The following is a 13,735-nucleotide window of genomic DNA, read 5'->3' as shown; positions in this document are numbered from 1 at the left end:
CCAAAATTATAGCATAAAAGAACGTAGTTGGGCGTTTTGGTGGTAATAAAAAACGCGAAAACTAAATTCAGTTCGCGTTTCAGCGCCAAGCGCAATTTATTTCGTGATCATTGACTGCCCCAACACTTTGCATAAATGCATAAGCCGCCACTGGGCCTAAAAATTTGAAGCCACGTTTTTTTAAATCTTTGGCTAAGGCCGCTGATGTCGGTGTCTGTGCCGGTGCATCACGATAATCCGTCCAAGTATTTTGCTGCGGTGCGCCGACAAACGTCCAAAAATACGTAGCAAAGCTACCAAATTCAGTAACTATTCTTAAAAAGGCCTGGGCATTATTGACGGTGGCTTCCAACTTACGCCGATTACGAATAATCGCAGCATCTTGCATTGCCGCGTCGATCTCGGTTGTAGTCATCGCTGCCACGGCTTCAATTCGATAATTATGGAAATCACGATGGAAGGCCGCCCGTTTATTTAGTACAGTCGCCCAGCTCAAACCAGCTTGATAAGTTTCCATGCATAGCCGCTCAAACAATTCATGATCGTCATACGTTGGTCGTCCCCATTCGTTATCATGATACGCTTGCATCGCTGGACTAGAATTGGCCCAGCTACACCGTTGTTTATCTGCCATGCTACCGCCGTCTCCTCACTAAAATAGATCCATCTGTTGCGGCGCTAGACCAGTAAATTCCAGATGCAACATTTGCTGTAACATCACTGCATTATCAGCCGCATCCCCGCCGGAGTTGTTGTTAAAGATCACACAGACTTCTTTGGCTTCCTGAGTCAAACGTTGAATGTCCGGAATAAAGCTCTGCAATTCATTACGGCTATAACGCCATAATGTACGCTGACTGCGCCAGTCCTTACCTTGGTTGGCCCAACCGGCAAAATTACGCCCGTGCAAGCGAAAAACAGCCAACTGATTAGTTGCCACCGGAAAATACGGTGCACTGCCCGTCGGTGTTTGCGGTTCGTCAACGATCACATGGCTGAAATTCAACTTGCGCAGTAAATCAAGCATCTGCTGCCGGTAAGCTTCTTGATACCAGACTTGATTACGAAATTCGACTGCCGCCGGTAAGTCGCCTAAATAATCGCGTACTTTTTTCAAGTAATTGATATTTTCTTTGGTCACACCAAAAAACGGTGGAAATTGAAACAAGATCGTTTTTAATTTACCAGCAGCTACCAATGGTGCACTATTTTGTTTAAAGTGGTCAAATACCTCTCGCTCGCTTAAAGCCCCGGCAGTCTCCGGACCGCGATGCCGCGTCATGATCTGATTTGCTTTAACAATAAATTGAAATTGTTCCGGTGTCTCTTCGGCCCATTTTGCAAAAGAACTTAGCCGCGGGATACCATAAAATGGGGTGTCTAACTCAACACAAGGTAAAAATTGACTATACTCAGGTAAAGTTAATTTACGTTCACGACCTTCATGCAGCAAACTGCCGTGTTCACTCCAAGTAGTTAATGCCAGTGTGATCATAGTTTCCCTCCATTCACAAATTCAATAACGTTGAAATTGCTGCACCAGCCATAGTTCCTGCTGACTTAAACGCTGACCTAGTGCCGATACCACGCGTTGCCCATTATGCCGGTAATTGCGTCGAATATAGTTAAGTGCCACCGCGATCAATGCAAGTAGAAAAGCCACTGCCATCGCACGCCCGCGTGTAAAGGATACTGCGAAGATCGTCAGCTGCAACCCACTGAACGCTACCCGTAACAAGACATAAGCAAATAAAAAGTCAACAACAAATTGAATCCGTCTCACGTTACGCATCCGTTGTGTGATCAATTGTAGTGCTAACACCAAATCCTCGCGGACCATATGCCGCCTCCCCACTAACTAACCTTTACCTTCTACACATTATCTTATCTAATCGCCACCTAGAATATCACTTACTAAAGGGCGCCTGTGCAATTGATTTGAAATAGCCATGCTGTTCAATATCACGTTTTAAGTCAGCCATCGTAAACTGATGATAAAAAGCACGGTACCCTTCATCAGCTAGGGTAAATAAATCAGTCAACGTTTCTTCAATATTACGGCTAATATCATTGCCCTCACCAACCGCACCAGTATTACCCGTCGTAAACCGCGCATAACTCAAGGTCGGTGGAATCGTTAAATCATATAAATCACCAATATTGATCTGTGCAAGCTCACGATCCAGCTGATAACCACCATTTTTTCCCACCACGCCACGAATATAATGCTGTTTATGCAACACAGATAAAATATTGCGGATCATGACAGGATTAGTAGTCATGGAAGCAGCCAGTTCACGGCTGGACACCAGGCGCGGTTTTTTCTGTTCTAAATAAAGTAAACTATGCGCAGCAACTGAAAAATCCAGACGCATACCAACGCTCCCCTTCTATTTTTTAAGTGAGTTGAAAAAGCGCCCAGATTATAGCGTGCAATCTAACTAGACAATATGACTAGCGTAGTGACACGCCATAATCTGCGACTAGAACTTGGCGGATTTTGCCTAGTTCAATCGACATTGGAAAGCAAGCTCCGTCTAGCGAACACGCATCAAATTGGATACTTGCTAAGCAGTGTTGCCAAAGACTTTTTCAACCACGTTTATGCTAAATTAGCGGTAAAAATCAACTTTGAAACGTAGGCCAGAATGTATTGAAAATGCACACTAATCTAACGGCTTCACCCAAAAATCAACCAGCTGTTCATCAACAAAATTAGTGATGTAGCGCTGCTGTTTACCCGCCAATACAGGTGCGATCAACCGTTTAAAATCAGGAACAATGCCCAAATTAGCGGTTTGAGTCAGCCACGTTACTGGGAAAAAGTTAAGCACACCTTCGCGCATTTGTTGTGGATAAGCATCTAAATCGATTTGCTGCAATTCAGCAACATATAAATAAATACTGTCAACGTACTGACCAGCAATAAACCAATCGATCACACCAGCTGCTTTCATTTGATAAGCATCATTAGCGATACCAGTTTCCTCAAAGATTTCCCGCTGGGCCGCTGCTACTGGTGTCTCACCTATTTCTAATTTACCACCAATTCCATTCCACTGACCAGGATAAGGTGGCTTGCGCCGATTCAACACTAACAATTGATCCTGATAATGCAACAACGCAAGCGTGTATTTGTAAGCCATCATTCACAACTCTTTCTATCTAAAGTTTACCATAGCTTAGACCGACTTACCGTTTTGCAGCCCTTTGATCACGTGGGCTTGGTATTGTTTTGCAATCAACATCGTGCTGCGATACCAGTCAGTCAGATAAGGAGCCAGGGTTGGGTCGGCTAAAGCCGCTGTTTGTTGACTGATCACTTCTTGTTCGCGCAAAACATTAGTTAGCGGAATTTTATTCTCATACTTCACCGTTGCGATTTTATGTGCCACTGCTAACCGCTTTTCAAATAAGGCGGTTAATTGGGCATCGATTTCATTGATTTCTTGGCGTTCTGCTTCTAACATTTCACACGCTCCATCTAAAATTTATTTAATTATAATTTTAAGCAATTTACTACTGCAAAACAAGGTTAGAGTTGCTGAAAAACATCAACCGCATTAGCTTGGACCATTTCAAACGGAAACGGTAGCTCCAACTTTTCTTCATTAATTGCAATCACACGAGCATTAGGCTGGGCGTAATTGACCAACAATGAAAATGGTGCCACCCGAAATGATGTGCCGCAGATAATGATCAAGTCCGCTTGATTTACTGCTGCCACGGCTTGACTGATTGCTTGTTCCGGCAAAGCCTCACCGTACAGCACAATATCTGGACGTAAAATACCACCATCAGCGGCATGGCGATCACTGGTTAAATACTGTTGATAACCGAAGTTTTGATGACATTTTTGACAATAGATATGATATAAATTGCCGTGAAATTCTACCACATGTTTTGCCCCAGCCGCTTTGTGCAAGCCATCTACATTTTGGGTCACGATCGCGCCTTTTTCGTTACTGATCGCCGCCATCTTTTCGTGGATCACATTCGGTTTTGCTTGGGGATAATACATATTTTCCTTAACAAACTGATAAAAATCGGCCGGATGCTGCTGTAGGTTTTCTGTACTCAGCAAATATTCAGGTGATTGCTGATTAGCGTAGAGCCCATTTTTGGAGCGATAATCTGGAATACCTGATGGCGTTGAAACCCCAGCGCCGGTAAGAAACATGACAAATTTAGCTGCTTTGATCGTTGCTTGTAGATCTAGCATCAACTCATTTCCTTTCCATAAATGGAATCTGCTGCTGTTGCATAAACGTTTGCACTGACTCGCCATAAATTTGCTTGAAAAAGGCGGCACTTTTATCCTGATCAGTTGGTGCTGTGATCACAAAGGTATTCTGGTGGTCGTTTTTACCTAAACCGATATAGGCTGAGCCACCGCCTTCACGTACAGTTAGCTCTGAATGCAAAATTTCAAAAACTTGGCGTACTTCTAAACGTTGTTGCCGTTCAGAAAAGACGCCATCCAACGTGATCAATTGATTGTGGTTAGTCGTTGCCAAACCAACACTAGCAAGCCAAGGATCAAAGGCCGCAAACAAGTTCACAACTGCGCGGCGAAAACTAAATGGTGAATCGATCGTTTTAGCTGCAATCACTTGATATAAGGACTGAGCACCATGATAAGCCGCAGGATAGCGTTGCTCAAATTTTTGCGCAAACGCAGTGGTTGCCCCTTGATAAAAAACTAAGGTATCCAATAAAGCCAAGGTACGAAAAACGACTAGGCGATCTGCCTTTTCTTCTGCTGGCACTTCCGCTAAGATGCCGGCTAAATATTGTTCTTGCACCTGAGCATCAACCAACCCTAATTGCTGTTGCTCGGCACCGATCACTACATGGCTAACGACATTATAGAGTTCAATTGCCGTTGCCCACAGTTGGCGATCCAGCATTTCCTCACCGGTAGTCAAGTTAAAGCGGATCTGCGGGTAGCCGCGCTGCATTAGCAATAAATGCAATAATTCATGGCTGACCGTATAATCAACATTGGTCGTATCCGTCACCGCGATGGTTAGACTACCATCGTCATTATCAATCTGTCGTGACTGACCATGACGAATATAACCGACCTGTTTTGTGCCTAATTCAACCTGAATTCTTCGACCGCTTAATTGCTGTGTTTCATCAAGTAAATTCATCACTGCTGGTGCAAATTTTTCTGTCATGTTGCGCGTCCCTTCACTTCATCATTAGTGTAATTACTGTCCAAATCGGTGTAGCCCTGCTCATCATATTAACTGTTACTTTTTATTTTATTTAAAATTACGATCATTCTTGCGGTAAAGCATGTGCCGTAAGAAACATGTGCCTGTATCTATTCTAGCAAAGCGACCCCCACTTGTGAACTAAGCGTCTCTTTATGATTTATCGCATTTTGACGTAGCCGAAAATTTGCTTACTTCATAATTCAATACTAAACCCGCATAACGCTGAATATATTAATCAAAGCGCTTTCGTGATATACTTAACTTATCTTCAAGTATCGGTGCATTCGAACTATTTAATTAGTTTTTATATTGCCGATATTAGCAGTAAAAGAAAATTAACGGGGTGAAATTTATGGCAGAAACACGCAATGTTCTTTTATACTTGATCCAAAGTCTCGACGGTTATATCGCTGAAAGCGACGGCAGCATGACTTGGCTACAACAATTGAACACCACTGAAGCTGACAGCGCCTTTCAAAATTTCTACAGCCGGGTTGAAACGGTGATCATGGGTCGCAAAACCTATACGCGAGCGACACAGCGCGCTGGTAGTTATCCCTATAGCGACAAACAAAGTTTTGTTTTCTCAACCACAATGCACGACACCGAAGATCGCGCCACCGTTGTTGCTGGCGACGTCGTCGAATTCGTTCGCCAATTAAAGCAAGAAAAAGGCGGCGACATTTGGTTGGTTGGTGGTCCCGATTTATTTGCCGAACTGCTAAAAGCACATGAGATCGATAAATTGATCATTTCGATAGCCCCAGTCTTACTTGGCAGTGGCACCCCGTTACTGAATACGAATTTAAAGGATGTCCCATTAAACTTGATCACAACTAAAAAAATCGGTCGCCTAGTTGAATTAACTTACGCGGTCGATCAGCATTAAGCACCCGACATAAAAGGATCCGCGGAAACAATAATTGTTTTCCGCGGATCCTTTTATGCTGTCCTGATTTTACGATACTTGTTTTTCTACTTATAATGTTTAGTACCGCCGTGATTTCTGGAGTGACTGTCCTTTTTGGGTACACCTTAAAAGTACAACAAATCATAAAACCAGACAACTATTAATTGTTTATTTCTAAATTCAAATCATTCGACCAAATTATAAGTATACCCCACTAAATAAAGTCATTATTATAATTAAAATATTTAAAAATTAGATATTCAATGGACCGGTTTGTTCGTCGCAATCACATTCGTTTTTGATCCGGCGAATTAAGTTACGACTTTTACCTGTTTGTCGTTGGATTTCTGTAATTGATAAACCGCTTTTTAGTAGCTCTTTAATGGTAAAGTAAGTTTTGCGCCGTTCAGAATCAGGGACGTTTGGCCCATAAAGTAACGGCCGGCCATGGTAAGAACCTCGTTTTTTGGCTAACTCAATTCCTTGTCGTTGCCGCTCTAAGATTCGCATCCGCTCTTCAGCGGCCATAAATTTTTTAACTTCTAATAGCATCGAACGCAATAAACGCTGAATATTCTGATTTTTCACTTCGTTAAAATCTGGCACATCAAGCGCTAAAAGTTTGGCACCTTTTAAATTAATCTCCAGTAATAACAACGTTAAATGGTCTGCATCACGGCTTAAACGGTCTAAGCTAGAAACGATCAATTCATCCCCCGGTTTTAACAAGGTCAAGACTTTAGTGAAAATTGGTCGTCTCAGCTTAGCACCAGACTCTTTTTCATTAAATATTTTTTCTACATTGTAAGCATTCAAGATTGCGATTTGTCGAGCTAGATTTTGATCTTTTGTGCTGACGCGCGCATATCCATACCTCATTTTCTCACCTCTAAATATAAAACCGCTCATGATTACATAAGATGAAGTAATGAATTAACTATCCTTTTAAGGTGTACCCGAAAAGTACATTTATATAAAATAATTTAGCCTGAATTATGCATATGCATCAAATTGATTGGCCAAATTATCAGTTTTACGTAATTTCTCTATATTCACGACTTGGGCTAGTCATGACTAGCCAAGTTTGACTTAATTTAGTTAGTTTGATTAGTTTTCATACTTGATCGCGTCAAAAAAGTAGCCACTAATCCCTTGGTCAAACACAATAATTTTAAAAGTAACTGCGCTATTTTCTTAGTTGGTCACTAAGGGGCTTAACGTGTGAATGTTAGCTAATAAGGCTTCGATCTGCTGGCTAAAGACGTTGCTTTGCGCCAGATGAATGATTATTTTTCCGGCGTGACGGGCTAGTTTTCCAGCAACGTGAAAGATTTGAAAGCGTAGTGTACTAATGGTCGTGTTGCGCTGCTCTTTTGGTAAGGCCATTAACTTCATCAAGGCAATCAAGTTATAGGCAATGCCGCTGATAGTTGCCCGTGCGGCATTGGCAGTAAAGGTGTGGCTATTCGTCTTATCCATAAAAAAGCCGGCTTTACTTTCTTTGATCAAGTTTTCCATGGCCCCACGCTTTTGATAGGCTAAGTACAATAATTTGACCCCGGCTTCAGTCATATTAGTGACCACATATTGCCGTTCAAAGAATAGTTCGCCTACTTGATGCGTCGATTTTACTAGGACGCGCCGATCAATCGACCAGCTCTTGGCCGCGTAGTTGAATTCACCATAGATGACCGAATTCTGATCAAAATGCTTGGGCACTACTGGTGTGAATTCATCAGCTAGTTGGTCTAAAGCGGCGTTTCGCTTCAGGCGGATCACATATTTTACATCATAAAATTCGCAGAGCGTATAAAGCTCAGGCGTCGCAAAACCACTATCACCGCGTAAAATCAACTGAACATCAAACGGCAATTCGCAAAAAGCCGCAAAGATCGGGGCTAAGAATTCTTTGACACCAGTGCTGGTGTACTGATTGCCTGGACGTTGCTTGATTCCTAAAAGCAAATTCAGCTGCGCGATATAGGCCACTAGCGGATGGAAACCAGTAACCCCATAATGCGCATTGAAACTAGCAGCTTCTTGATGACCAAAGGTATCACAATGCGTCGAATCAACATCAAGCATGACCGTGTCAATATGGTTAGTCCTGATATAATCGAGCGCCAAGGTTAAAATCAAACGGTTCAAGTGCAGAACATCATCACAAGTTAGCGCACTTAAAAAACGAGAAATAGTCGGTTGTGGTGCTAAATCAGTCGTCCCATGGACCTGTTTCATGACTGGGTCGTGTTGTAGCGCGTCGGCCGCGACATCATTGCCGTAACCGGCAATATTCAGTTCCAGCATTTGATTGAGTAAGCTAGTTTTAGAATAATGAGGGCCAATACGTTTTTCGCTTAATTGTGCCGCCGCTTGATCAATAGTTTGGTCAAGACCAGCTGCGTGCTTAAATTCGGCGTAAAACAACAGGCCTGCGTTATTTGAAAGTTGAACATCATCAGTCTTAATTTTGATTTTAGGGTTGAATCGCAGTTGGGTTTCGTGTAAGTTAGTCATGAGGCATCTCCTGTGTTCGTTATTGTTTGGTCGCTATAACAATAACACGGAAGGTGCTTTTTTGGTACACCATTTTGGTGAAACCCTCAATCAAAGGTAAAACGATGGTGTAGCAGCATTCTCGTTAAGGTTTAGGAAAAGATATGCATAATTCAGGTTTAGCATAATTAGCGGCATAATATGAAAAAAAAGGACTGAGAAACATGCGACAAATGTTGGGTCAACGTTTCGGTCGGCTGATGGTTATCGCACGTGCGGACAAAAAAGTCGCCAACGGAAATATTCAGTAGCTCTGTGATTGTGATTGTGGTCGCCAAATCGTCGTTGATGGCTATCGGTTGCGCTCTGGTCAAACTCGGAGTTGTGGTTGCTTACGCCAAGCTACAAGTCGCGAAAATAGTCGCAAAAATGCAGCCTTTCAGCGTCGTATCGGCAACCCAAGTAACTTAATACACGCTAATGGTATCTTCTTAAATTCATTAGTCAAAAGTAAGCGCAACAAAAGTGGTGTGATCGGCGTTTCCTTCGATCAGAAACGTCAGTGTTGGTTTGCTCGTTTAATGGTCAATCACCATTATGTTTTATTGAAAAGCTTTAAAAGTTACGACGAAGCCGTTGCAGCACGGCGCCAGGCCGAAGCCGCCTATCTACATCCCCAAAATAGCAAAATGGACTCAACCGCTAGCTTTAGCAGTTAAGTCCATTTCTATTTACCGATAGCTTACTAGGGACTGTCTGAAAACTAAAAATTCAGGTATAATCTGAGGAAAAACGAATCGAGGCATTCCGATGACAACACCTAAACGATACGAACTGGAAGATGCTCAGTGGGACCGAATCAAAGGATACTTCCCGCCATACCGGACTGGCCGTCCATCAAGCCTAGACAACCGTACCGCCCTCAACGCTATCCTCTGGCTCATGCGCAGCGGGGCTCCTTGGCGTGATCTACCTGAACGCTATGGCTCTTGGAAAACGGTGTATAGTCGCTTCCGAGCCTGGGTAAGTTCAGGCTTGTTCGAACAGGTTTTTCTCGAATTGATTGACGATCCCGACATGGAAAACTTGAGCTTAGATTCAACGATCGTTCGAGCGCATCAAAAGGCCACTGGGGCAAAAAAAACGCCGAATGTATGGTCGAAAATCAAGCTATTGGACTAAGTCGAGGTGGCCGAACGACCAAGATTCACGCACTCGTTGACGGATTAGGGAATCCCTTGGGTTTTCGCCTAACAGGTGGTCAAGTACATGATAGCCAAGTTGCCAGTGAGTTGCTGGAAGGCTTCGATATTTCTCAATCAAATATTATCGCGGATAAAGCCTATGGCACCGCGAAACTTCGCCAGTATATTGAAGATAAAGCAGGCGTCTATACCATTCCGCCAAAGGAAAATACCAAAGACAAGTGGACCTGTGATTACCACGTTTATTGTGAGCGCCATTTGATTGAGAACTTCTTCAATCAGTTGAAGAACTTTCGTAGGATTGCAACGCGTTATGATAAGCTCGCTCATGTTTATCTGGCTACGGTCTACATTGCCTCAATTTGCATCTTACTTAAGTAGTTTTCAGACGGACCCTAGTCGGTTTCGCCAGTATTGATCACCGGCTGCGTTCCTCGATCGGTAATGATTGAAACTAACAAATTATTCACGATCCGCATTTTACGCTCATCATCAAGCTGGAGCTGGTCATTTGCTTCTAATTGACTCAGCGCATCTTCAGTCATAGAAACGGCCCCTTCAACAATGATCTTCCGTGCCGCTAAAATAGCCGCTGCTTGTTGCCGCTGTAACATTGCACTGGCAATTTCTGTAGCGTAGGCTAAATGTGTCAACCGAGTCTCGATGATCTCCACGCCGGCAACCTGCAAGCGCTCCTCCAATTCAGTGGTCAATTTTTGTGATACTTCGGTCGTATTGCCACGTAAAGTGATCGCATCAACATCCGCAAAAGTATCGTAAGCGTATTGACTAGCCACATGGCGTACGGCGGCTTCACTTTGAATTTGTACAAACTCCTCGTAATGATCAACGTTAAACAAAGCCTTCGCTGTATCAACTACACGGAAAACAATTACCGCCGCAATTTCTACAGGATTACCTTGTTCATCGTTGACCTTTAAAATGTCGCTATTAAAATTACGCACTCGTAGTGAAATGGGTTGTTTGTTAGTCAGTGGCACAGTGATGAACAAGCCGCTTTCATTTATTGAGCCAATGTAACGTCCAAAGAAGGTCAGCGCTTGTGCTTCATTTGGCGCAATAATCGTCAAGGCACTGAAAAAGAATAGCGCCACCACTAAAAGCAGTATACCGATAATAATGCTAAACACAATCTGTTGAAAAACACCCAAAACAATCAATCCACCGCCAACCAACGTCAGTATGATCAAGAGTACGATTCCGAGATAACCATTAATATACCACGCTTTTTTCTCATTCATTTTTCTGACCCCCATTTATATTGGGTACTGTCAAACGTACCCGATTTTGTCTAGTTTTAATTATTGTTTCTAATGGTTTTGTATTATCTAAGTGAAATTAAAAAACACCCGGACCAATTCTTCTGTTATCCTTGGTGTGCAACCAACAAGAATTCCAAGAAAGAAGGAGATCCGAGTGCTTACACCATTATTAACTTATTTAGTCCAAATAATCAAGTTCCAACGTGCATTGATCATCTTTTTGTTGGCCCAGCTGATTGATATTTTTGACCATTCGCGCTTGCCCAGCACCGATAAACCAACCTATAAACGCTTTAATCAATTTCAAGTTGACGATAAATTACCAATTTTAGCAGCCGATATTGGTCCAGAATCACTTAATTATGAGCAACTGATCATTGACTACATGACCAAAACCGGCAAAGATCTAAAACCAATTCGGCGCCGACAAGGCACCGTGATCACGTTCCAGAACCAACGTTGCCCACGCTGTAATGCCCCAAGCGACTATCTATACGCTAATAACGGTAAAGGTAATCAGCTTAAGTGTAAGATCTGCGCTTTTAGCTTCCAAAATGGTGATGCGCAGAAGAAGAAAGCGGTGGTACTTCGTTGCCCATACTGCCAACATCGATTGGAAGCTCATCACCACCGTAGTAACTTCGATGTGTTACGTTGTCCTAATGACCAATGTTCATTTCGTTTAAAACAAATCAAGCAGTTATCCGTAGCTGAAGCCAAACAATTCAAGGAACAGCCATCTAGCTTCAAAGTACGCTACACTTTCCGTAACTTTAAATTCGATCTCAAAGGCTTAGCGGCTAGTTCGCCAGTTCAAGCCAAGGTCGATTTGAGTAAGATCCAAGCCAGCCCTGAGGTTTTAGGGCTTGCCCTGACCTATCACATTAACTATGGCCTGTCGGCCCGTCGTACCGCAGCCATCATGTACGACGTTCACGGCGTTAAGATCTCCCACCAAACCATTCACAACTACGAAGAGGCGGTAGCGACCGTTATTCGACCATTCTGGGCTAACTATCCTTACGAACTTTCCAACCAATTAGTTGGTGATGAGACTTACGTCAAGGTCAAAGGTAAGTGGAACTATATCTTTTACTTTTACGACGCGGTTAAAAAGCTAATTCTAGCCGACTATATAACGCCCAACCGCACAACTGAATCAGCGGTCGTTGCCATCAATCAAGTCCTACAGAAGATGTCCGAACGTCCAGCCGACCTACAGTTCGTAGTCGACGCCAATCCCATTTATCAAGTAGCACAACTTTATTTTGCTCAACAAGGGATCAATTTTAAAATCAAGCAAGTAGTAGGGTTGACCAACAAAGATCCAATCAGTAAAGAGTATCGTTTCTTGAAACAAACAATTGAGCGTTTAAACCGTAGTTTTAAGGGCAATTATCGGTCGGCCACTGGTTTTAACTCACCAACCGGTTCAGCCAGTTATACCGCCTTATATTCAGCGGCTTATAACTTTTTACGCCCGCACGAAGCGCTAGATTATAAGGTGCCGGTACACCTACCAGAGCTGGACAATAAACCGCGCATGTACGATAAATGGTTGGCCTTGATTGATCTAGCACAAAGCCAATTACCAACTGCATAAGCAAGCATTAGTTTAGGACTAGAATCAAACTTGTCTAAGCTGACTTTGTGTTGCCTCGAAACGGGCGATTGGCCGGATTAATACTGTGCGCGTACAGAACTAACCAACTAGACCACTCAATCCTTAAGTCGATTTCTACAGTTGCATCTACACCACCTTCTGAACCACGGTTTTCATAGAACTTTTGACGTTACCTTATATTGCGCCCGTTCGCCACCAATCAACTTGGGTCGACTGCGTAAATAAGTTGTGTGAGCAGCGCCAACTGTTTTAATGCTTGTACGTACAGGAATCTGCACAAATTTAACGTGCATCCCGATTGCTGTATCGCCAATATCCATTCCTGCTTGTGCCGTAATATGCTCAATTTCCACTGGATCCTTAAAATTCTCGAATGCTGCCATTTGCGTTGCACCACCAGCGTGTAATGCTGGTACGACACTAACAATCTCCCAATTATGTGCTTCGGCAACTGCACGTTCAATTGCCAAAGCACGATTTAAATGCTCACAACCTTGAACTGCTAAATGAATCCTCCGCGGTACTAACAAGTCTTGCAGCGTCTTAACGACTACCCGACCAACTTCACGACTTGAATCTTGACCAATGTGTTCCCCTTGAATTTCACTCGTACTACAACCAACCACAAAAACATCGCCGGCCTTTAGCTGAGCAACAGCTAATAATTCACTGGCACCTTGCTTGATCTGCGTTGCAATTTCAGTTAGATCAACCATCCGCTTACCTCCTTTTATTTGGCCACTAACAAAAGACATATTTGTCCACATTATGCGCGGTCGTATACAGTCGGTCAAGTTAGGCTAGACACGTACTGAGTTTGCGGTATAATAGAACACACTATTATTTGGAGGTGAATAAAATGAAATACACCAAACAGCATCGCAACACTAATAGCACCCAACGTGATCAAACTTGGGAAAAGTTCAAGAAACAAGCCAATCAACTAAGCGCACATAAGCGCGGCACGCGCCGCAATGGGCATTAAAAAGAGC

The 13,735-nt window shown here is 43.0% G+C and carries 17 protein-coding genes; 5 read left to right on the top strand and 12 right to left on the bottom strand.

Annotated elements, in window-relative coordinates; translation table 11 throughout:
- Window positions 1-79: 79 nt before the first annotated feature.
- The 8 genes from LC20001_RS02475 to LC20001_RS02440 form a co-directional block, all read right to left on the bottom strand.
- Window positions 80-634 (bottom strand): DNA-3-methyladenine glycosylase I, encoded by a 555-nt coding sequence (locus tag LC20001_RS02475; protein ID WP_010011853.1) that lies wholly within the window; start codon window positions 632-634, stop codon window positions 80-82.
- Window positions 635-652: 18 nt separating this feature from the next.
- On the bottom strand, window positions 653-1,495 hold the full coding sequence (locus tag LC20001_RS02470; protein WP_010011855.1) for a DUF72 domain-containing protein: 843 nt from the start codon (window positions 1,493-1,495) through the stop codon (window positions 653-655).
- A gap of 21 nt (window positions 1,496-1,516) precedes the next feature.
- A complete protein-coding gene (locus LC20001_RS02465; RefSeq protein WP_010011857.1) occupies window positions 1,517-1,840 on the bottom strand; it encodes a hypothetical protein in 324 nt (107 codons plus the stop codon).
- Window positions 1,841-1,907: 67 nt separating this feature from the next.
- A complete protein-coding gene (locus LC20001_RS02460; protein WP_010011858.1) occupies window positions 1,908-2,375 on the bottom strand; it encodes an Rrf2 family transcriptional regulator in 468 nt (155 codons plus the stop codon).
- 291 nt (window positions 2,376-2,666) lie between these two features.
- Window positions 2,667-3,149, bottom strand: a complete 483-nt coding sequence (locus LC20001_RS02455) for an NUDIX hydrolase (protein ID WP_010013330.1) — start codon at window positions 3,147-3,149, stop codon at window positions 2,667-2,669.
- 33 nt (window positions 3,150-3,182) lie between these two features.
- The gene (locus LC20001_RS02450) at window positions 3,183-3,470 is read right to left on the bottom strand and encodes a chorismate mutase (RefSeq protein ID WP_010011861.1); all 288 of its coding nucleotides are present in this window, start codon (window positions 3,468-3,470) and stop codon (window positions 3,183-3,185) included.
- A 65-nt stretch (window positions 3,471-3,535) separates the two neighbouring features.
- The gene (locus LC20001_RS02445; RefSeq protein ID WP_010011862.1) at window positions 3,536-4,222 is read right to left on the bottom strand and encodes an NAD-dependent protein deacylase; all 687 of its coding nucleotides are present in this window, start codon (window positions 4,220-4,222) and stop codon (window positions 3,536-3,538) included.
- Window positions 4,223-4,226: 4 nt separating this feature from the next.
- Complete coding sequence (locus LC20001_RS02440) at window positions 4,227-5,183, bottom strand: hypothetical protein (RefSeq protein ID WP_010011863.1); 957 nt, start codon at window positions 5,181-5,183, stop codon at window positions 4,227-4,229.
- A gap of 394 nt (window positions 5,184-5,577) precedes the next feature.
- On the opposite strand from LC20001_RS02440, the gene LC20001_RS02435 reads away from it, so the two are divergent.
- Entirely contained in the window at window positions 5,578-6,114 is a 537-nt protein-coding gene (locus LC20001_RS02435; RefSeq protein ID WP_003677674.1) for a dihydrofolate reductase family protein, read from the top strand.
- Window positions 6,115-6,387: 273 nt separating this feature from the next.
- On the opposite strand, the gene LC20001_RS02430 is transcribed toward LC20001_RS02435, so the two are convergent.
- Both LC20001_RS02430 and LC20001_RS02425 read right to left on the bottom strand, forming a co-directional pair.
- Entirely contained in the window at window positions 6,388-7,014 is a 627-nt protein-coding gene (locus LC20001_RS02430) for a recombinase family protein (RefSeq protein WP_010011865.1), read from the bottom strand.
- Between the two features lie 315 nt (window positions 7,015-7,329).
- Complete coding sequence (locus tag LC20001_RS02425; protein ID WP_099267102.1) at window positions 7,330-8,652, bottom strand: IS1380 family transposase; 1,323 nt, start codon at window positions 8,650-8,652, stop codon at window positions 7,330-7,332.
- Between the two features lie 338 nt (window positions 8,653-8,990).
- Between LC20001_RS02425 and LC20001_RS02420 the strand changes: the two genes are divergently transcribed.
- Window positions 8,991-9,350, top strand: a complete 360-nt coding sequence (locus LC20001_RS02420; RefSeq protein ID WP_056943377.1) for an AP2 domain-containing protein — start codon at window positions 8,991-8,993, stop codon at window positions 9,348-9,350.
- A 91-nt stretch (window positions 9,351-9,441) separates the two neighbouring features.
- Window positions 9,442-10,217, top strand: a protein-coding gene (locus LC20001_RS02415; RefSeq protein WP_086989537.1) for an IS5-like element ISLpl3 family transposase whose coding sequence is annotated in 2 segments (ribosomal slippage) — window positions 9,442-9,766 and window positions 9,766-10,217 — 777 coding nt in all. Because the reading frame shifts where the segments join, the coding sequence is not laid out codon by codon here.
- A 14-nt stretch (window positions 10,218-10,231) separates the two neighbouring features.
- Here the strand turns inward: LC20001_RS02415 and LC20001_RS02410 are convergent.
- A complete protein-coding gene (locus LC20001_RS02410; RefSeq protein WP_056943369.1) occupies window positions 10,232-11,098 on the bottom strand; it encodes an SPFH domain-containing protein in 867 nt (288 codons plus the stop codon).
- Window positions 11,099-11,273: 175 nt separating this feature from the next.
- On the opposite strand from LC20001_RS02410, the gene LC20001_RS02405 reads away from it, so the two are divergent.
- Window positions 11,274-12,722 carry a DDE-type integrase/transposase/recombinase gene (locus LC20001_RS02405; RefSeq protein ID WP_099267101.1) on the top strand — a complete coding sequence of 483 codons (1,449 nt, stop codon included), beginning with the start codon at window positions 11,274-11,276 and terminating at the stop codon, window positions 12,720-12,722.
- 173 nt (window positions 12,723-12,895) lie between these two features.
- On the opposite strand, the gene LC20001_RS02400 is transcribed toward LC20001_RS02405, so the two are convergent.
- Window positions 12,896-13,459, bottom strand: coding sequence for a TIGR01440 family protein (locus LC20001_RS02400; protein ID WP_056943352.1), 564 nt, complete (start codon window positions 13,457-13,459; stop codon window positions 12,896-12,898).
- 143 nt (window positions 13,460-13,602) lie between these two features.
- Here LC20001_RS02400 and LC20001_RS14655 point away from each other — a divergent pair, with 143 nt between their 5' ends.
- Window positions 13,603-13,728, top strand: a complete 126-nt coding sequence (locus tag LC20001_RS14655; RefSeq protein WP_010011818.1) for a hypothetical protein — start codon at window positions 13,603-13,605, stop codon at window positions 13,726-13,728.
- Window positions 13,729-13,735: the final 7 nt, after the last annotated feature.

It is taken from the genome of Loigolactobacillus coryniformis subsp. coryniformis KCTC 3167 = DSM 20001 (assembly GCF_002706425.1).
Classification (GTDB): Bacteria; Bacillota; Bacilli; order Lactobacillales; family Lactobacillaceae; genus Loigolactobacillus; species Loigolactobacillus coryniformis.
Note: the sequence above shows the minus strand (reverse complement) of the source record. Positions and strands in the feature narration are given on the sequence as shown.